This window comes from Gilliamella sp. HK2 (assembly GCF_001690265.1).
GTDB lineage: Bacteria > Pseudomonadota > Gammaproteobacteria > Enterobacterales > Orbaceae > Gilliamella > Gilliamella apicola_C.
Genome location: NZ_LZGV01000103.1, coordinates 12,750 through 31,514, shown reverse-complemented (window position 1 = coordinate 31,514; position 18,765 = coordinate 12,750). Strand labels below are relative to the sequence as shown.

The 18,765-nt window shown below is 34.6% G+C and carries 18 protein-coding genes and 1 rRNA gene; 17 read left to right on the top strand and 2 right to left on the bottom strand.

Features of this window, described 5'->3' with window-relative positions:
- Window positions 1–135: 135 nt before the first annotated feature.
- The 12 genes from rrf (at window position 136) to gltP (ending at window position 12,517) form a co-directional block, all read left to right on the top strand.
- Window positions 136–251, top strand: a 5S ribosomal RNA gene (rrf, locus tag A9G45_RS12625).
- A gap of 131 nt (window positions 252–382) precedes the next feature.
- On the top strand, window positions 383–565 hold the full coding sequence (locus tag A9G45_RS14195; RefSeq protein WP_141673688.1) for a hypothetical protein: 183 nt from the start codon (window positions 383–385) through the stop codon (window positions 563–565).
- Between the two features lie 408 nt (window positions 566–973).
- Window positions 974–1,546, top strand: a complete 573-nt coding sequence (gene rppH / locus A9G45_RS12620) for an RNA pyrophosphohydrolase (protein ID WP_065568308.1) — start codon at window positions 974–976, stop codon at window positions 1,544–1,546.
- Complete coding sequence (gene lgt, locus A9G45_RS12615) at window positions 1,543–2,412, top strand: prolipoprotein diacylglyceryl transferase (protein ID WP_065568309.1); 870 nt, start codon at window positions 1,543–1,545, stop codon at window positions 2,410–2,412. The genes rppH and lgt overlap by 4 nt, the downstream gene beginning before the upstream one ends.
- The gene (gene thyA, locus A9G45_RS12610) at window positions 2,409–3,203 is read left to right on the top strand and encodes a thymidylate synthase (protein WP_065568310.1); all 795 of its coding nucleotides are present in this window, start codon (window positions 2,409–2,411) and stop codon (window positions 3,201–3,203) included. Before lgt ends, thyA begins: the two co-directional genes overlap by 4 nt.
- A 248-nt stretch (window positions 3,204–3,451) precedes the next feature.
- Window positions 3,452–4,402: an LpxL/LpxP family Kdo(2)-lipid IV(A) lauroyl/palmitoleoyl acyltransferase gene (gene lpxL, locus A9G45_RS12605; RefSeq protein ID WP_065568311.1), complete on the top strand. Its 951-nt coding sequence runs from the start codon at window positions 3,452–3,454 to the stop codon at window positions 4,400–4,402.
- Between the two features lie 46 nt (window positions 4,403–4,448).
- Window positions 4,449–5,531 (top strand): 23S rRNA (cytidine(2498)-2'-O)-methyltransferase RlmM, encoded by a 1,083-nt coding sequence (gene rlmM, locus A9G45_RS12600; protein ID WP_065568312.1) that lies wholly within the window; start codon window positions 4,449–4,451, stop codon window positions 5,529–5,531.
- Window positions 5,532–5,551: 20 nt separating this feature from the next.
- Window positions 5,552–7,393, top strand: coding sequence for a penicillin-binding protein activator (locus A9G45_RS12595; protein ID WP_065568313.1), 1,842 nt, complete (start codon window positions 5,552–5,554; stop codon window positions 7,391–7,393).
- On the top strand, window positions 7,359–7,730 hold the full coding sequence (locus A9G45_RS12590; protein ID WP_218057133.1) for a YraN family protein: 372 nt from the start codon (window positions 7,359–7,361) through the stop codon (window positions 7,728–7,730). Before A9G45_RS12595 ends, A9G45_RS12590 begins: the two co-directional genes overlap by 35 nt.
- Before the next feature lie 15 nt (window positions 7,731–7,745).
- On the top strand, window positions 7,746–8,324 hold the full coding sequence (locus A9G45_RS12585) for an SIS domain-containing protein (RefSeq protein WP_065568336.1): 579 nt from the start codon (window positions 7,746–7,748) through the stop codon (window positions 8,322–8,324).
- Between the two features lie 96 nt (window positions 8,325–8,420).
- Window positions 8,421–11,111 carry a DNA topoisomerase (ATP-hydrolyzing) subunit A gene (gyrA, locus tag A9G45_RS12580; RefSeq protein ID WP_065568315.1) on the top strand — a complete coding sequence of 897 codons (2,691 nt, stop codon included), beginning with the start codon at window positions 8,421–8,423 and terminating at the stop codon, window positions 11,109–11,111.
- Between the two features lie 95 nt (window positions 11,112–11,206).
- A complete protein-coding gene (gltP, locus tag A9G45_RS12575) occupies window positions 11,207–12,517 on the top strand; it encodes a glutamate/aspartate:proton symporter GltP (RefSeq protein WP_065568337.1) in 1,311 nt (436 codons plus the stop codon).
- A gap of 269 nt (window positions 12,518–12,786) precedes the next feature.
- Here the strand turns inward: gltP and rpmG are convergent, their stop codons facing one another.
- Window positions 12,787–12,954, bottom strand: a complete 168-nt coding sequence (gene rpmG, locus A9G45_RS12570) for a 50S ribosomal protein L33 (RefSeq protein WP_025314526.1) — start codon at window positions 12,952–12,954, stop codon at window positions 12,787–12,789.
- 15 nt (window positions 12,955–12,969) lie between these two features.
- Window positions 12,970–13,206 carry a 50S ribosomal protein L28 gene (gene rpmB, locus A9G45_RS12565; protein WP_034884345.1) on the bottom strand — a complete coding sequence of 79 codons (237 nt, stop codon included), beginning with the start codon at window positions 13,204–13,206 and terminating at the stop codon, window positions 12,970–12,972.
- Between the two features lie 372 nt (window positions 13,207–13,578).
- On the opposite strand from rpmB, the gene aroE reads away from it, so the two are divergent.
- The 5 genes from aroE (at window position 13,579) to argA (ending at window position 18,758) form a co-directional block, all read left to right on the top strand.
- Window positions 13,579–14,409, top strand: coding sequence for a shikimate dehydrogenase (gene aroE, locus A9G45_RS12560; protein ID WP_065568316.1), 831 nt, complete (start codon window positions 13,579–13,581; stop codon window positions 14,407–14,409).
- A 162-nt stretch (window positions 14,410–14,571) separates the two neighbouring features.
- Complete coding sequence (locus A9G45_RS12555) at window positions 14,572–14,925, top strand: Aca2/YdiL-like domain-containing protein (protein ID WP_065568317.1); 354 nt, start codon at window positions 14,572–14,574, stop codon at window positions 14,923–14,925.
- Window positions 14,926–15,143: 218 nt separating this feature from the next.
- Window positions 15,144–15,656, top strand: coding sequence for a shikimate kinase AroL (gene aroL, locus A9G45_RS12550; protein ID WP_065568318.1), 513 nt, complete (start codon window positions 15,144–15,146; stop codon window positions 15,654–15,656).
- Window positions 15,657–15,929: 273 nt separating this feature from the next.
- Window positions 15,930–17,126 (top strand): MFS transporter, encoded by a 1,197-nt coding sequence (locus tag A9G45_RS12545; protein WP_065568319.1) that lies wholly within the window; start codon window positions 15,930–15,932, stop codon window positions 17,124–17,126.
- A 303-nt stretch (window positions 17,127–17,429) separates the two neighbouring features.
- Entirely contained in the window at window positions 17,430–18,758 is a 1,329-nt protein-coding gene (argA, locus tag A9G45_RS12540; protein WP_065568320.1) for an amino-acid N-acetyltransferase, read from the top strand.
- The last annotated feature ends 7 nt before the right edge of the window (window positions 18,759–18,765 follow it).

Genomic DNA, 18,765 nt, shown 5'->3' with positions numbered 1-18,765 from the left:
TGATTGAAGTTGATGATTGTATAGAGATTGACTTTAAATTGTTTAATAAATGAGAGAGCAGTTTGTTCCGGATTGAGCAATTGCAGTGGATATGAGATAATACACAGTAATTGAGAGAAGAGAAGACAGGATATGTCTGGCGGTAATAGCGCGGTGGTCCCACCTGACCCCATGCCGAACTCAGAAGTGAAACGCCGTAGTGCCGATGGTAGTGTGGGTATTACCCATGTGAGAGTAGGGTGCCGCCAGACTTTTAAATTTAGTGAAGCCCAGCAGTGATGCTGGGCTTTTTTACGTTTGGTATTTTATTTAATGGAGCGCTTATTTGTATAATAATATCTAGAGCGGATAGTCCGAAGAATAACGTATTGAAGATGATAAAATGAGTTCACTAATTGCCTTTAATAAACCGTTTAATGTTGTGACACAATTTTCGGTGCATGAAAAATATCAAATATTAAAAGACAGTTATTATACTAATAGCTCTTTACTTAGAGTACGTTTATTGTTAGTTCATCAACTGGTTATAAAAGGTTTTTCCCTAATTGAGATGAAAAAATTTTAATGATGGCAGTGGTTACTAAGTTTGGCTTAATGTCGGTCAGCATAAAACTGTAGTTTTATGCTGACCGACATCCTAGCTAGTAGTTTGCGGGTTGGTAAATTAGGTAACTTTGTTGAGTTATCCACTTTTTCAATACAAGATGAAAGTGCCAAATAATTATTAATACCATGATGATATATTCTAATATGAGTATTTTCTTATCACGGCTGGTTGTAGGCTACTGTTATTGTAATTATCATTAATTAATGTTGGAATATGTGGTTGCTTATTTTGTTGAGCAAACTTTTTATGAACTATTATATAGTTTATATAAAGATATATTTACATGATTAATTCATTTTTTTATTTATTTATTGCCACATGTATGAAACAATTTAGGTATTAAAAATAATTTTTTTGAGGTAGTCAGTGATCGATAATGATGGCTACCGTCCAAATGTAGGAATAGTTATTTGCAACAGGTATGGTCAAGTACTTTGGGCTCGTCGATATGGGCAAAATTCTTGGCAGTTTCCTCAGGGCGGAATAAAAATAAACGAAACGCCTGAACAGGCAATGTTTCGTGAATTAAATGAAGAAGTTGGTTTATCGTCAAAAGATGTGAAGATTTTATCTGTTACTAATGGTTGGTTGCGATACAAACTACCCAAAAGGATGATCCGTTGGGAAAATCAGCCAGTTTGTATTGGTCAAAAGCAGAAGTGGTTCTTATTAGAATTGATATCTGATGTGTCAGCAATTAATCTCAATATGTCTTCAACACCTGAATTTGATGATTGGAGATGGGTAAGTTATTGGTACCCTATTCGTCAGGTTATTGCTTTTAAAAGAGATGTTTATAGAAAGGCAATGAAGGAATTTTCTTTACCTGTGTTTACTATACAATCTGAAATTGCACCCCCGATGACTAATGTTTCAAAAAAGAAACGTTTTAACTTCTTTGCTCATAAACGAAAAAACAAAAAGCGTATTAAAAAATGAATCAATATTTACAATTTCCTAATTTTGATCCGATAGCTTTTTCTATTGGACCTATATCACTTCATTGGTATGGTGCTATGTATTTATTTGGGGTACTCGGTGCTCTTTACTTGGCTAAACGCAGAGCAAATAAACCGAATAGCCAATGGACATCACAGCAAGTTGAAAATTTATTATTTTGGGGATTTTTAGGCCTTTTTATTGGTGGGCGGTTAGGTTATGTGTTCTTCTATAACCTTGATGCTTTTATTAAAGATCCTGTGATTTTATTTAAAGTCTGGGAAGGAGGTATGTCTTTTCATGGTGGCTTAATTGGCGCTGTTTGTGTTATTGCTATTTTTGCTAAAAAGACAAATAAAAGTTTTATGCAAGTAGGCGATTTTGTTGCTCCTCTAGTTCCTATTGGTCTGATGTTTGGGCGGTTTGGTAATTTTATTAATGGGGAGCTTTGGGGACGAGTAACTGATTCGCCTATAGGTATGCTATTTCCAGCTTCCTCGCATGCTGATTTTATGTATGTTCAGACTCATCCAGAATGGTTTTCTCTATATTCTCAGTTAGATGGTATTTTACCAAGACATCCATCGCAGCTTTACGAAATGCTATTTGAAGGTGTTGTGCTGTTTATTATCTTAAATATTTTTATTCGAAAACCAAGACCAACGGGGGCTGTATCTGGGTTGTTTTTGCTTTGCTATGGTTTATTTAGATTTGTTATAGAATTTTTTAGACAGCCAGATGAGCAATTAGGTTTATTTTTAAATATTTTTAGTATGGGGCAAATTCTATGTTTACCAATGATTATTGGTGGCATTTTAATGATCTTACTTGCGTATAGATTTAACAAGAAGGCAAAAATACGATGAAACAATATTTAGCGTTAATGCAAAAAATTTTAGATGAGGGTACCTCTAAGTCAGATCGAACAGGTACAGGAACGCTATCTATTTTTGGTCATCAAATGCGATTTAATTTACAAGAAGGCTTTCCCCTTGTGACAACTAAAAAATGCCATTTACGTTCAATTATTCATGAATTACTTTGGTTTTTGAAGGGTGACACAAATATTAATTATTTAAAAGACAATAAAGTAACTATTTGGGATGAATGGGCTGATCAAAATGGTGATTTAGGTCCTGTATATGGTAAACAGTGGCGAGCATGGGGTGCTGATGATGGTCGTCAAATAGATCAAATTTCGCAGTTAATTGAGCAAATTAAAAATGATCCTGACTCTAGACGTATGATTGTTTCTGCTTGGAATGTCGGTGAATTAGACAAAATGGCATTAGCACCGTGCCATGCTTTTTTCCAATTTTATGTTGCAAATGGTAAGCTTTCTTGTCAGCTGTACCAGCGTTCTTGTGACGTATTTTTAGGGTTGCCGTTTAATATTGCAAGCTATTCTTTGTTAGTTCACATGATCGCACAGCAATGTGACTTACAAGTGGGGGACTTTGTGTGGACCGGTGGTGATACACATCTTTATTCAAATCATATGGAACAAGCCTATTTACAATTAAGTCGTGAGCCAAAAGTATTACCAAAATTAATAATTAAACGTAAACCTCCAACAATTTTTGATTATAATTTTGAGGACTTTGAAATTATGGATTATGATCCTTACCCAGCGATTAAAGCCCCTGTTGCAGTTTAAAGCTTGGTAAAGAATTTTTAGGAAATAGATACATTTTGTGTATGTTTTATTGCTAAATAAAAATGAGAAAATAAATATTAGGGATTAATCAAATTATTTCCTAATGTTTATTTTAAATTATCATTTTTACTCAAAACAAAAATTAAAGGAAATATTTATTTAAATGTAAGTATTTTATTTTCTGCTTCGCAATTCAAGATATGGTATATAATAATCTACTACTGTTTAAATAGCTATTTGATCTTACTATGAGCCCAAATCAGGAAATTCGCCCTATTTTTACTAAACGGTTACTGCACCCTCGTTATTGGTTAACGTGGTTTGGTATCGGCGTTTTATATGTAACTGTTTTATTACCTTACCCAGTTATTTACCAAATTGGTAAAGGACTAGGTTTACTTTCAATGCGACTGATCGGAAAACGTAAAGAAACAGCAAGGCAAAATCTTAAGCTCTGTTTTCCAAAAAAATCGCAACAAGAACGAGAGCAGATGTTGCGTGAAAATTTTATTTCGACTGGCTTGGCTATTTTTGAGACAGGTATGGCTTGGTTTTGGTCAGATAAACGGCTTGCGAAATATGTTTCTATTGTTGGCGACTTTAACATTACAAAAGTGCAACAATCAGGCCAAGGTGTTTTGCTTATTGGCATTCATTTTTTAACTTTGGAATTAGGTGCTCGTATTTTAGGAATGAGCCATCCTGGTGTAGGTGTTTATCGACCCAATGATAATCCGGTCATGGATTATGTTCAACTTAAAGGTCGGCTCAAGTCAAATAAATATATGCTAGACCGTCATAACACAAAAGGGATGATTCGTGCACTAAAAAATGGCGAGCTGTTGTGGTATGCGCCTGACCACGATTATGGTCCTAAAAATAGCGTATTTGCACCACTATTTTCAGTTGAAAAAGTGGCAACAACGGTGGGAACTCGCATATTAGTTAAATTAGGTCAGCCTGCAATTATTCCCTTTACGCCAAAACGTGAAAAAGATGGTCACTACACAGTTTACGTTACCTCAGAACTGGAAGGTTATCCAATAGATGATGATGTACGTGCTGCTACTTTTATGAATAAAGTCATTGAGCAAGAAATTTTAAAAGCACCAGAACAATATATGTGGTTACATCGGCGATTTAAAACTCGCCCAAAGGGAGATGCTCCTTTATATACCGATAATGTTCAATCCGATTAAAATTGCTGTTATTTATAGCTTTTGTTGAAAGAGTAAAAATTACAATATGCAAAAACTAAATAAAATTATTTTATATTGTCGCTGTGGATTTGAAAAAGAGTGTGCAGCAGAAATTACCGATAGAGCAGCAAAAAAAGAAATATACGGCTATGCAAAAGTGAGAGAAAGCAGTGGCTATGTTGTCTTTGAATGTTATCAAGATGGTGATGCACGATTGATAATAAAAGATTTAGCTTTTCGAACATTAATTTTTGCAAGACAAATGTTTGTATCGGGCGATTTATTAACAGATTTGCCGACAAATGACCGAATTTCTCCTATTATTGATGCATTAGCTGGTCTTATCGATAAAGCTGGCGATTTGCGTGTTGAAGTTGCCGATTCAAATGAAGGCAAAGTGCTTTCTGGATTTTGCCGAAAATTTACTGTTCCCCTTCGCCAAGCATTGCGCAGTAAACGTATTTTATTAAAAGTCCAAAATCCATTAAGACCTGTAATTCACTTATTTTTTATCAATAATAATAGCTGTTATGTTGGTTATTCGCTAAGCCAAAATAATTCGCCTTTTTATATGGGCATTCCTAGACTAAAATTTCCAACTGATGCGCCAAGCCGTTCTACACTAAAATTAGAAGAAGCTTTTCATATTTTTATTCCTTATGAAGAATGGGATGAGCGTTTAAAGGGGGGGATGAATGCGGTTGACTTAGGTGCTTGTCCTGGCGGTTGGACTTATCAGTTGGTTAAAAGATGTATGATGGTTTATGCCATTGATAATGGGGCTATGAATGAAAAACTAATGGAAACAGGGCAAGTTAAACATTATCGTGAAGATGGCTTCAAATTTGTGCCTAAAAAGCATAATATTTACTGGTTGGTTTGTGATATGGTTGAAAAACCAGCCAAGGTAACTGAATTAATAGCCAAATGGCTGATTAATGGCTGGTGCAGAGAGGCTATTTTTAACCTCAAACTACCAATGAAAAAGCGTTATGAAGAAGTAAAACAAAGTTTACAATTGTTAAACGATGAATTAAATAATAAAAAAATCAATGTACAAATTCAGGCTAAGCAGCTTTATCATGATCGAGAAGAAGTGACCGTTCATGTACAACGAATTTGGGGATAACAACTTACAAGAGAATGGGTATGAATTTAAAACGCTCCTTTTATATTATGTTAATTATGTCACTATTTACATTTTTGGCAGGATGTACTTTTGAAACATCAAAGCAATCACTTAGCTTTGATAATAATAAAAATTCTAGTTATTATTTATCACAAGCAGATAATAGTTCTGGCTCTGTGAAAGTTAATTGGCAATTATTAGCTATTCGAGCCCTAATAAAAGAAAATAAATTGACACAAGCAAACACATTATTATCAAATTTACCTTCCGATCTTAATGCTGAACAGAAAGAAGAAAAATTATTATCACAAGGTGAAATTGCTGTAAAAAAAAGGCGTCCATTTGACCTTAATCAATTAACGATTGTTGATTTGAATAACTCACAGCTATATCGCTATTATATGATAAAATTAGGCTTAGATATAAATAGTAAAGATATTAATGCCCAAGCTCATGATTATCTTCAATTAGAAAAATATGTATCTGAAACTGAAAAAAGGCAACTATTAAACAGTACATGGAATTTTTTTAGTAAGTTAAAGGCTGATAAAATCGGTAAAGTTTTAGTGGGTGAAGATGACATTACATTACAAGGTTGGATTGATTTGGCATATGCTTATCAACAAAATAATGATGTACCTGCTCCACAAGATGATGATACGCCAGACACAATTGCTACAAAATCTCAAAATCAAAAGCAATTATTAAAACAAGCCATTAATAATTGGGCTATACAATACCCTGATCATCCAGCTAAAGAAATTATATCAATATTGACTGGTGAACAAACGCTTGCAGTTGATGCTAATGGAAAAAAGGTTGCTTTATTGTTACCATTAAGTGGTTCTTCTCGTATATTTGGTGAAACTATTCGTCAAGGTTACATTGATGCTATAAAGTTTTTTCCACAAGAACCGCAACAAAATGTAATTGTAGTCGATACAACTAGTGCTCCTATGGATGCTTTAATCCAGCAAGCACAGGAACAACATGTTGAATTAATTGTCGGTCCTTTATTAAAAAATGAAGTAACTAAAATAAAAGAGCTAGCGCCTGCTATCCCTGTTTTAGCCTTGAACAAAGTTGATAAAACAACTACTTCTGCTAATAAAATGTGTTTTTTTGCTTTATCTCCAGAAGATGAAGCAAAAGATGCAGCTGACCATATTTATTCCCAAAATAAAATAAAACCACTGGTATTAGTGCCTCAAAATGATTTGGGAAGGCGTGTTGCGCAAAGCTTTGCAGCACAATGGGCACAACTGTCGGCAAATAGTTCACAAGCTTACGTACAATATTTTGGTAACGCTAAAACACTAAGTGCTAATATGAATCACAATGTCGGTATTAGCCTTGCGGGAAGCCCTATTTCGAATGATGAAGTATCATCAGGTGAAATGATATCGGCTGGGTTTGATGCTATTTACATTTACGCATCATATGATGAATTGACGTTGATAAAACCAATGCTTGATATGGGCGCTAATAAGAATATTGGTAACTCATCTGCTGTCATGATTTATTCAAGCTCAAAAAGCCATGTTGCTAATGCTTCTGATGATTTTTATTATGATATGAATAAAACTGAATATGCTGAAATTCCTATGATTCAAAAGGATAATGTGAATACAAAGATACCTAGCAATGTTCAGAAAGATTATTCGTTAATGCGTTTATATGCCATGGGGATTGATGCGTGGAGGCTTACCAATCGATTTAATCAACTCAATTCATATCAACTCAATTTTCTAGATGGTATGACTGGTAAATTATCAACAAGTGATCAATGTGAAGTGACTCGCTCACTCTCTTGGCAGCAATACATTTATAGCGGAGCTAACTCTGATTCGAAAAGCGAATAAAAAACAAATTGGTGAGTATTATGAAAATATTGCTTGTCAATACCTACTTAAGCAAGGGCTTAAACTTCTAGACTATAATGCCCAATTTCGCTTTGGTGAACTTGATTTAATTATGCTAGATGGTAAATGCCTTGTTTTTATTGAAGTACGTTATAGAAAAAATGCCAATTTTGGCCATGCTGAAACGACTGTGACGTTAAATAAGCAAAATAAAATAAAGCAAACTGCTCAGCAATGGATGATAACGCAAAATTTAAATATTGAAGATACAGAGTTTAGGTTTGATGTTTTTGCTATTACAGGTAAAAGCCAAAAATGGATTATTAACGCATTTTAATTTTTGGGTGAAAGCGTGCAAGATTTAATTAAAAATTATTTTACTGAAAGTATTCAAACTCAAATTGTGATGGCAGAATCACTTGGTTATTCTATTGAAAAAGCAGCAAATATTATTGTTGAGAGTTTACTTAATGGCAATAAAATAATGAGCTGTGGTAATGGCCCATCTGCTGCTAATGTACAAAGCTTTACTTCGCGTTTGATCACCAGTATTAATATCGAAAGACCAAGCATTCCTGCAATAGCTCTTGTATCGGACAATGTTTTATTAAGTGCAATTGCCAACCATGAAGAAATTTATGCCCGCCAAATTCAAGCATTAGGGCAGCAAAGTGATGTTTTAATTATAGCAACGTGCCAAGGAAATAGCAGAGCCATTATTCGAGCCGTTCAAGAGGCAGTAATTAAAGACATGAAAATTGTCGCTTTAACTGCTTTTGATGGAGGCGAAGTTATTGGTTTGCTTGGGCAAAATGATATTGAAATAAGAGTCCCATCTTACAACAAAGTGATGGCATATGAAATGCACGCAATGATTTTAAATTGCTTATGCCAATTAATTGAAAATACATTGTTTATTCATAGCGAATAAGTTGAAATAAAAACAGTTTAGTTCTGCATTACTAGCGTTTTTATGCTATATTATAGCCTGTTATGATGACTTAAATTAATAAGAGAACATGGTGTTATGACCGAATTAGCCAAAGAAATAACCCCCGTTAATATTGAAGATGAACTAAAATCCTCTTATCTTGACTATGCAATGTCTGTTATTGTTGGACGTGCTTTACCTGATGTCCGAGATGGCTTAAAGCCTGTTCATAGGCGTGTTTTATTTGCTATGCATGAAGCGGGATATGAGTGGAATAAACCATATCGAAAATCAGCTCGTGTTGTTGGGGACGTTATCGGTAAATACCACCCACATGGTGATTCAGCTGTTTATGATACAATTGTGCGGATGGCTCAGCCATTTTCATTGCGTTATATGTTGGTTGATGGTCAAGGAAACTTCGGTTCTGTTGATGGTGATTCAGCAGCGGCAATGCGTTATACCGAAATTCGTATGCAAAAATTTGCAGGCTCGTTATTAACAGATCTAGATAAAGAAACAGTTGATTTTTCACCTAACTACGATGGATCAGAAATGATCCCAGATGTGTTACCTACGCGAATTCCTAATTTATTAGTTAATGGTGCGTCTGGGATTGCTGTTGGTATGGCAACAAATATTCCTCCACACAATCTCTCTGAAGTTATTAATGGTTGCCTAGCTTTTATTGAAGATGAAAATATTTCGGTTGATGGTTTAATGGAGTATATTCATGGGCCAGACTTTCCAACCGCAGCATTAATTAATGGACGTAAAGGCATTGAAAATGCTTATCGTACTGGTCGTGGTATTATTTATATTCGGTCTAAGGCGACAATTGAAGTCGATGATCATAGTGGGCGGGAAACCATTATAGTCCACGAGATCCCATATCAAGTTAATAAGAAAAAACTGATCGAAAAAATTGCAGAATTAGTTAAAGATAAAAAAGTAGAAGGCATTTCAGCATTACGTGACGAATCTGACAAAGATGGTATGCGTATTGTTATTGAAATCAAGCGAGATGCGGTTGGTGAAGTTGTATTAAATAATCTTTTCTCGTTGACTCAATTACAAGTTTCGTTTGGTATCAATATGGTTGCTTTACATAAAGGTCAACCAAAGCTTTTAAACTTACGTGACATGATTGAAGCTTTTGTCCTTCATCGTCGAGAAGTAGTAACACGTCGAACAATATACGAATTACGTAAAGCTCGTGAGCGTGCTCATGTATTAGAGGGTTTAGCGATAGCGCTTGCTAATATTGATCCTGTGATTGAGCTTATCCGAGCAGCATCAACGCCTAGCGAAGCAAAAACGAAATTATTAGCGCAAGCTTGGCAATTAGGTAATGTTGCTGCAATGCTTGAAAAGGCGGGTAATGATGCTGCTCGTCCTGAAGATTTAGCACCAGAATTTGGTATTCGCCAAGGGCACTATTACCTATCAGAGGCACAAGCACAAGCTATATTAGATCTTCGTTTACATCGTTTAACAGGCCTAGAACACGAAAAAATTCTTGATGAATATAAAGATCTATTAGTTCAAATTGGTGAATTATTGCGCATCTTAGCTAGTTCAGAACGCCTAATGGAAGTGATTCGCGAAGAACTAGAAAGTGTTCGTGACCAATTCCAAGATGCAAGGCGAACTGAAATTACAGCAAGCAGTGCAGATATTAATATTGAAGACTTAATAGCTCAAGAAGATGTCGTTGTTACGCTTTCGCACCAAGGTTATGTCAAATATCAGCCACTTTCAGATTATGAAGCTCAACGTCGTGGTGGTAAAGGTAAATCGGCAACTAAAATTAAAGAAGAAGACTTTGTTGAAAAATTATTAGTTGCTAATACTCACGATACCATCCTTTGCTTCTCTAGCCGTGGGCGATTATATTGGATGAAAGTTTACCAGCTACCTGAAGCTAGTCGTGGTTCGAGAGGGCGCCCAATCATTAATTTATTACCGCTTGAAGAAAATGAACGCATTACCGCAATTCTACCAGTTAGAGAATTTGATGATGAACATTGCGTATTTATGGCAACAGCGCAAGGTACCGTTAAGAAGACGTCATTAATTGAATTTAGTCGCCCTCGAAGCGGGGGGATTATTGCGATTAACTTACGCGATGATGACGAGCTAATTGGCGTTGATTTAACGAGCAATGAAACGTCTGACACTGTTGATGATGAAGAACTTAATGATGATGTCATTGTTGATGAGATTGAGAATGATGATGAAGTTTCTCAAATCTCTAATACAGAAGATATTATGTTGTTCTCTGCAAATGGTAAAGTTGTTCGATTCCCAGCCAATAAAGTTCGTTGCATGGGGCGAACGGCGACGGGCGTTCGAGGCATTAAATTAGAGGGCGATGACAAAGTCGTATCACTGATAGTTCCTCGAGGAAATGGAGCAATCTTAACGGCAACCCAAAACGGTTATGGCAAACGTACTGAACAAGAGTTATATCCAACTAAATCACGCGCAACTAAAGGAGTGATATCTATTAAGGTGAGCGAACGAAATGGTGCAGTTGTTGGTGCAGTACAAGTTGAGGAAACAGATCAAATTATGCTGATTACTGATGCAGGTACTTTAGTGCGTACTCGAGTATCTGAAGTAAGCATTGTAGGCCGAAATACTCAAGGTGTAACCCTGATTCGAACAGCTGAAAACGAAAAAGTTGTTGGACTGCAGCGAATTGCTGAAACGGAAGATGAAGTTGAATCAGAATTATCTCAAGATGCTTACGATAGTGATGATTCTACTCAAAAATCTGAATAATATTTTTTAATTACAAAAAAAGGATTAGTTGGTATTGCTAGTCCTTTTTTGTTTTCCAATATCGTGAAAAGGAATAGAATTGCATGTCTTTCTCAATAAAAAAAGTCTTAACTAATCTTGCATGGCAGATTTTGATTGCATTAATTTTAGGGATAGCGGTGGGGGCTTATTTATTTGAACTCTCTACTCCTAGCCACCCTTTACACTCTTATTATCAATTTTCGATAGTCAACATTTTCCAACCAGCGGGCGATATTTTTATTCGTTTAATTAAAATGATTGTCCTGCCTATTATACTTAGTACATTAACTTTAGGTATTGCTGGTATTGGTGGTTCGAAACGATTAGGGACATTAGGCCTAAAAACAATACTTTATTTTGAGATTATTACCACGATTGCTATCTTATTAGGTCTTTGTTGGGGAAATATTTTTGCGCCGGGAGCGGGAATTGACTCTTCAACACTTGCAACAGCAGATGTGAGCAAATATGCAAAGGCAGCTGAAGAATTAAGTGGAAAACCTCATGGCTTAATTGTCATGATTCTTGATATGATTCCTGCAAATATCTTTAAAGCAATGGCTGATGGAGCTATATTGCCTGTTATCTTTTTCTGTGTCTTTTTCGGCTTAGGTCTAATGTCGTTACCAGATAAACAGCGCGAGCCTTTTGTATTTTTCTTAAAGGTTATCTCTGACACTATGTTTAAAGTTACTAACATGATTATGCGTTATGCCCCAATTGGTGTATTCGCTCTCATTACTGTGACTGTTGCCAAATATGGATTTGAATCTTTATTACCACTACTTAAACTGATTTTAACTGTTTATTCAGCGATGATTATATTTACATTAGTGGTGCTTGGTCTTGTTTGTAAAATTTGTCGTTTTAATATTTTCACACTGCTAAAAATATTGAAAGAAGAACTGGTTATCGCATTTTCAACTGCAAGCTCTGAAACAGCATTACCGAAAATTATTGAAAAAATGGAGTCATATGGCGCACCAAAATCGATTACAAGTTTCGTTATTCCAACAGGTTATTCATTTAATCTTGATGGCTCAACGCTTTATCAAAGTATTACAGTTATCTTTTTAGCCCAATTATTCCATATTGATTTAACTATTTTAGATCAAATTATAATTGTCATTACCCTAATGATAGCTTCTAAAGGTATAGCAGGAGTACCAGGTGCTTCAATCCTTGTGTTATCCGCAACACTTGGCAGTGTTGGCATTCCCCTTGAAGGGATTGGTTATATTATGGGGGTAGAGCGTATTTTAGATATGGGTAGAACGGTTGTTAATGTGGTTGGCAATGCATTAGCTGCAATTGTTATAGCTCGCTGGGAACATGTTTTTGATGACAAAAAAGCAAGAGCCTATGAACAACAATATTTGAAATAGAGTTATTTTTTTACTGACAAAAGCGCCGTTAACAACTGGCGCTTTTTTATTTTTTCAAGGAGTGCTTTTAAATAGCTAACTATCTTAATTGCTATCAGTTGTATGATTGTGGGCTTAAGTTATATTAATTTAAAACAGTAAAAAAGGCAGGCGAACATGCAAGTGTGGGTAATAAGTTGGTAGGCAGATATTGATAGTTATGATGGTTATGTATAGAAAAAAATAAAATAAAAAACCCAGCATTTGCTGGGTTTTTTATTTATCTAAAACTATTTAATTTTAGCTTCTTTATAAATTACATGCTGACGAACAACGGGATCATACTTTTTGATCTCCATCTTTTCAGGCATAGTTCTTTTATTTTTGCTAGTGGTATAAAAATGACCTGTACCAGCAGAAGAAACTAATCTAATTTTTTCACGTACACCTTTAGCCATGATATGGTTTCCTTATTAGTACTTTTCACCACGGGCACGAAGTTCAGCTAAAACTGCATCAATACCCTTTTTATCGATAGTACGCATACCTTTAGCTGATACACGCAATTTTACAAAACGTTTTTCACTCTCAATCCAAAAACGGTGAGTTTGAAGGTTTGGTAGAAAACGACGTTTAGTAGCATTCATCGCATGAGAACGATTATTTCCTACTAAAGGACCTTTTCCTGTTACTTGGCATACTCGTGACATGTCAATAATTCTCCGAAATTTCAATGCTTAAGCCCTGGGCGTAATATGTTAATGGAATTAACCTCGTCAGGCTTTTAGTTTGCTGCAGTTCTATCTGAGAAGCAGTCTAACCTCTCACACTACACCCATAATAATGAGGTAGCGAAGTATACGCTGTTATACACAAATTCTCAAGCATTATCTTATTTAAGTGTAAAAATAAGATCATTATCCAAATAATTATTAACAAATAAATAATAATTGTTGTGATAACACTATTATGGCTAAGGTTAATTTAGATAAATATAAAAACCGTTTAATTTTATGATAAATATGGTTTAATACTATTAATTATCGCTTTTATCTATTAGATCTAATTTTCAAGGAGATTGTATGAGCCAGTTCACGCCATATAGTATATACGGCATTATCGGTTATCCGTTAGGGCATAGTATGAGCCCTCTTATTCATACTACATCATTTCAAGATTATGGTATTCCTGCCGTTTTAGTGCCTTTTGCTACGCCACCTGAAGAAATATCAACACTATTTAAATCAGTAAGACTATTAAATATTAGAGGGTTATGTGTCACTATTCCACATAAGCAGGCTATTATTCCTTATTTAGACGAAGTAACTGAGCATGTCAAAAAAGCAGGGGCAGCTAATTTAGTTTATTGGAATGGCGATAAGCTTTGTGGCGATAATACGGATATTGTTGGCTTTATGCAGCCACTGGAACAAAAGAAATTACCTGTTGAATATAAAAAAGTTTTATTACTAGGAGCGGGAGGCGCAGCACGTGCTGCTGTTGTTGGATTGCAAGACCTTGGTTATACCGAAATTACTGTGACAGACATTATGCTCGACTCAGCCAAAGCATTAGCAAAAGAGTTCAATCTAAAAGCAATAGCTTGGGAAGAACGCAGCCAAGTTGAAGCACAAATTATTATTAATTCTACCCCATTAGGTATGCAAGGTAAATTTGAAGATCAGACGCCTTATGAACAGGCTTGGTTTAAAGGGAAAGGCTTGGCGTATGATATTGTCTATACACCATACAATACTCGATTTAGACAAGAAGCAGAAAAAGCGGGCTGGGAATCGATATCAGGGCGTGAAATGTTTATTGGTCAAGCAAATGCTCAATTTAAAATTTGGACAGGAAAAGATCTTTCTGAACGAGCAAAACAATCTGTAATTGATGCTTTAGCCGGAAAATAATTACTCAACAGACAAACACATCTAACGACATTGGAATTAGCTGTGTTTTTTATAATTCTATCATTATGTTAGTGATCACTAACTCGCTGCATTAATGAATTAGTTTAATAAAAATTAGCACATTAAGTGGATAGAGCAAAAACATTATAATAAGGAGTATTTATGACTAGCGTAGAATTGCAAGCGTATCGTCGTTTTCTTATGATAAAAGTGTCAGAAGCAAGCGAATATATTGGAAAAACAGATACAAATACATGGCTTGATTGGGAAAAAGGTATAGCACCTGTGCCCAAATTTATTGTAACGGCTATGCAAGAGCTAAAAAAGCTTCGAACCGAAAAAATTAATCTTATCATTAATAGCATCAATGATCGTGTTGGTAGTAATACTATTCGCTATTTTATGACATATGAAGAGTTTAAAAAGGTAAATCCAGAGCTTGACATCATTCAATGGCGACTACATCAATCGATTGCCACAGAGCTTTATTTCCGAGGTTTAGAAAAACTATGCTAATTAACTTAATCAAGATTATTTTAGGATCCTAATAGAGTATATTTACAACTAATGTAAATTTGAATTTACAAATTTAATTTAAAAATTTTTAGTTAATTGATTAAAAAATAAATATTTTTTCAATTGTATAGATAATGTGTAAAAATATGTTGCAAAAACAAATGTGAATCACTAGCATGGTGACTATATTCTGTAAATCTAAAAGGGCAGAACCCAATATGAATAAAACAATTTTTTTAGTTGGTGCTAGAGCTGCGGGTAAAACAACAATGGGAAAAATGTTAGCTGACAAGTTATCGTTTTCTTTTGTTGATACTGACAAGCATTTATTTGAAACCACTCAAAAAACAGTAGCTGAAATTGTTGAAAAAGAAGGTTGGGAAGGATTCAGAGCAAGAGAAAGCCAAGTACTTGTTGATATAACTAAACCAAATCATGTTATTGCAACTGGTGGAGGAATGGTATTAGCTGAGCATAACCGAGATTTTATGAAACAAAATGGCACGGTTATCTTTTTATCAGCACCTGCAGCAACACTAGCAGCGCGTTTAATGAAAGATCCTAATGTTGCTCAGCGCCCATCACTAACGGGGTTGTCTATTTTTGATGAAATGGAAAAGGTATTAACTGAAAGACTACCTTTATATCATGATGCTGCACATTATGAGGTCAATGTTGATCAAGATGAAAACTTGATTCTCACGAAAATCCTTGAAATGCTTAAGCGTTAAATTTAGCCAAAATATTACCTAAAAAGTGGTGTTGTTTAATAAAAGCAAATAATCAATTTAATAAAGAATTCTATATAAATTTATATCTTAATTAAACTTTTGCTATTCTATCTAAAAAACAGCAAAGCCTTGTTCTTCAGGACAAGGATAATGCCAATTAGGAATAAAGAAGGTACAAGTTAAGCAACAAATTTATACTAGCTATCTTTTTGATTAATAATTATATATTTAAATAAAGTTAAAATGTTATGTTGTACATATGGAGCACGACACATGGATAATCAAAAAGTCAATTCTTATGGAATTGTTGGATCTATTTATGCTAACTATATTATTCAAAGCATTGCATTAATTGTGATTATGCAATTTTCTCAATCGCTTTCACAGCAATTAAATACTGATATAGTTGGGCTTGGTTATGTTGCATCAGGTATAGGCATTGGCAAGATATGTTTAATGTTTGTTGGTGGTGTGCTATCCGATAAGTTTGGCAGAAAGTTATTTATTTATCTTGGTATGACTTGTTATGCTATCTTCTTTATTGGAATGATTTTTTGTACTAATATTAATATTGCATATTGTTTAGCAATTGCTATTGGGGTAGGCAACTCTTTTTTAGATACAGGTTCAATGCCTGCACTGACTGAATGTTTTCCTCGCTCAGCGGGTTCGGCAAGTGTGCTAATAAAAGCATTTATTTCTATTGGCACCCTAATTCTTCCATTAATTGCTACTTTTTTTTATGCCAATCACATATGGTATGGTTGGGCATTTCTTGGTTTTACTGCTTATTTAGTCATTAATGGCTTATTATTGCCAAAACAATTTCCTCATAAAGATACAGTAATTAAAGGATACCAAGGGGAAGTAAATTATTTTAAATCTAATCCTGCATTTGGTTGTGAAGGTATTTTATTGATTTTGATGGGATTTACAACAACAGCCACATTTGTCATTATTTTGCAATGGCTGCCGACTATAGCTATTAAAGGTGTTAATATGAGTGATATTGATGCTAAACAGCTCATAAGTTATTATAGCGTAGCATCGATTATTTCTGTATTTGTTACTGCTTTTGTTGTAAAACATTTATTAAAACCGATCTTTTGTATCATTATTTTGCCTGCTTTGTCTGCGTTGGTATTAATTATTTTTTATTTTCATATCTCGCCAGTAATGTGTGTTATAGCTGCAATTGGTATGGGATTTACTGCTGCAGGGGGTGTGCTACAATTAACTTTGGTTGTGATGCAACAAATGTTTCCAACTCGTAAAGGCCTTGCTGTCGGTTGTATGTATACTTTCAGTGGATTAGCGTTTGTAGTTATACCACTTACCGTACCCAAATTAACCATGATCAATGTAAGTTATGCTATTTTAATTGACTTTTTTATCGCATTATCAAGTGTCATATTTGGCTCAATTATTTTTTATCGTTTTAAAAAGGTGATTGATTTTACAAAAATATAAATCACAAGCTTCATGAATAGAAAACAAAATAATTGATTATAATTAATCTTATTTGTAGTTAAAAAATAGCCAGTATTTTATATCAGGAGCATGGAAGCAATAGCATGCTCCTTATTTAGCTAGCGATTAAGCCCCTATCTTCTGACCTTTCATATCTTTATTAAATATCACAATATGGGCACTTGGCTTATATCTTCATAAAAATTACTCTTACAAATATTTATAAAATTACCTTGCTATTAAATTAAAAATAAATAAAAATACATAAAATGTGAATAAATATTCATTTGAGGCGGTGTAAAAATGAAAGAACGTACAACTGAATTAGTTGATGGATTAAGACATTCGGTACCGTATATTAATGCACATCATGGCAAAACGTTTGTAATTTTGCTTACAGGTGCAGTATTAAAAAGTAATAATTATTCAAGCATTATCAGTGATATTGGCTTACTCTATAGTCTTGGTATTAAACTTGTTATTGTCAATGGCGCACGCAACCAAATTGACGAATCCCTTAAAAATTATAATATTAAACCTAAATACTATAAAAATACTCGCATCACTGATGCAATCACGCTAGATATTATTAAGCAAGTTACTGGGCTATTGCAGCTTAATATTACAGCCAGTTTATCTATGAGCTTAAATAACACGCCGTTACAAGGAGCTCACATTAGTGTTGTCAGTGGTAACTTTGTTATTGCGCAACCTTTGGGGATTGATGATGGTGTTGATTATTGTCATACAGGAAAAATTCGCCGTATTAACAAAGAGGCTATTGAACAGCAGTTAGCGCGAGGATCTATTGTACTATTGGGGCCTGTTGGGGTATCGGTTACTGGTGAAAGTTTTAATTTAGCGTCAGAAGATGTTGCTGCTGAAGTTGCTATTCGCTTAAAAGCGGATAAATTAATCAGTTTTTGTGCTGAGCAAGGTGTTTTAGATGAGCATGGTCTGGTTATCACTGATCTTTATCCTATTGACGCTGACAATTATGTCAATCAAAAAGAGCAACAAGGAAAACATTTATCGAGCGAATCACGCTTTTTACGAGCCGCGGCGAAAGCATGCCGTAACGGAGTAAGACGAAGTCATTTAGTCAGTTATTTGCTAGATGGATCTATTTTACAAGAATTATTTTCGCGTGATGGGATTGGAACACAAGTTTCTATGGAGCATTCTGAGCAGATTCGCTTAGCAACGATTAATGATATTGGGGGGATTTTAGAGCTTATTCGCCCACTTGAAGAACAAGGTATTTTAGTCAAACGCTCACGTGAACAATTAGAGATTGAGATTGACAAATTTACTATTATTGAACGTGATAACATGACAATTGGATGTGCAGCGCTTTATCCTTACCCAGAAGAAAAAATGGGTGAAATGGCTTGCGTTGCTATTCACCCACAGTATCGCAATTCGTCTCGTGGTGATTTATTAATAGAAAAAATAGTCGAAACAGCTAATAATTTAGGATTAGAAAAAATATTTGTCTTAACGACACGTAGCATTCACTGGTTTAGAGAAAAAGGATTCTATCCAGCTGAAGTGGATGATTTGCCAATTAAAAAGAAACAACTCTATAATTACCAAAGAAACTCAAAAATTTTAATGTTTGATATTTCATAGTTTTTTA

Coding starts and splice junctions, on each gene's coding strand:
- A9G45_RS14195 (WP_141673688.1), top strand. CDS start 383: ATGAGTTCACTAATTGCCTTTAATAAACCGTTTAATGTTGTGACACAA.
- lgt (WP_065568309.1), top strand. CDS start 1,543: ATGAATCAATATTTACAATTTCCTAATTTTGATCCGATAGCTTTTTCT.
- thyA (WP_065568310.1), top strand. CDS start 2,409: ATGAAACAATATTTAGCGTTAATGCAAAAAATTTTAGATGAGGGTACC.
- lpxL (WP_065568311.1), top strand. CDS start 3,452: ATGAGCCCAAATCAGGAAATTCGCCCTATTTTTACTAAACGGTTACTG.
- rlmM (WP_065568312.1), top strand. CDS start 4,449: ATGCAAAAACTAAATAAAATTATTTTATATTGTCGCTGTGGATTTGAA.
- A9G45_RS12595 (WP_065568313.1), top strand. CDS start 5,552: ATGAATTTAAAACGCTCCTTTTATATTATGTTAATTATGTCACTATTT.
- gyrA (WP_065568315.1), top strand. CDS start 8,421: ATGACCGAATTAGCCAAAGAAATAACCCCCGTTAATATTGAAGATGAA.
- rpmG (WP_025314526.1), bottom strand. CDS start 12,954: ATGGCTAAAGGTGTACGTGAAAAAATTAGATTAGTTTCTTCTGCTGGT.
- rpmB (WP_034884345.1), bottom strand. CDS start 13,206: ATGTCACGAGTATGCCAAGTAACAGGAAAAGGTCCTTTAGTAGGAAAT.
- aroE (WP_065568316.1), top strand. CDS start 13,579: ATGAGCCAGTTCACGCCATATAGTATATACGGCATTATCGGTTATCCG.
- A9G45_RS12555 (WP_065568317.1), top strand. CDS start 14,572: ATGACTAGCGTAGAATTGCAAGCGTATCGTCGTTTTCTTATGATAAAA.
- aroL (WP_065568318.1), top strand. CDS start 15,144: ATGAATAAAACAATTTTTTTAGTTGGTGCTAGAGCTGCGGGTAAAACA.
- A9G45_RS12545 (WP_065568319.1), top strand. CDS start 15,930: ATGGATAATCAAAAAGTCAATTCTTATGGAATTGTTGGATCTATTTAT.
- argA (WP_065568320.1), top strand. CDS start 17,430: ATGAAAGAACGTACAACTGAATTAGTTGATGGATTAAGACATTCGGTA.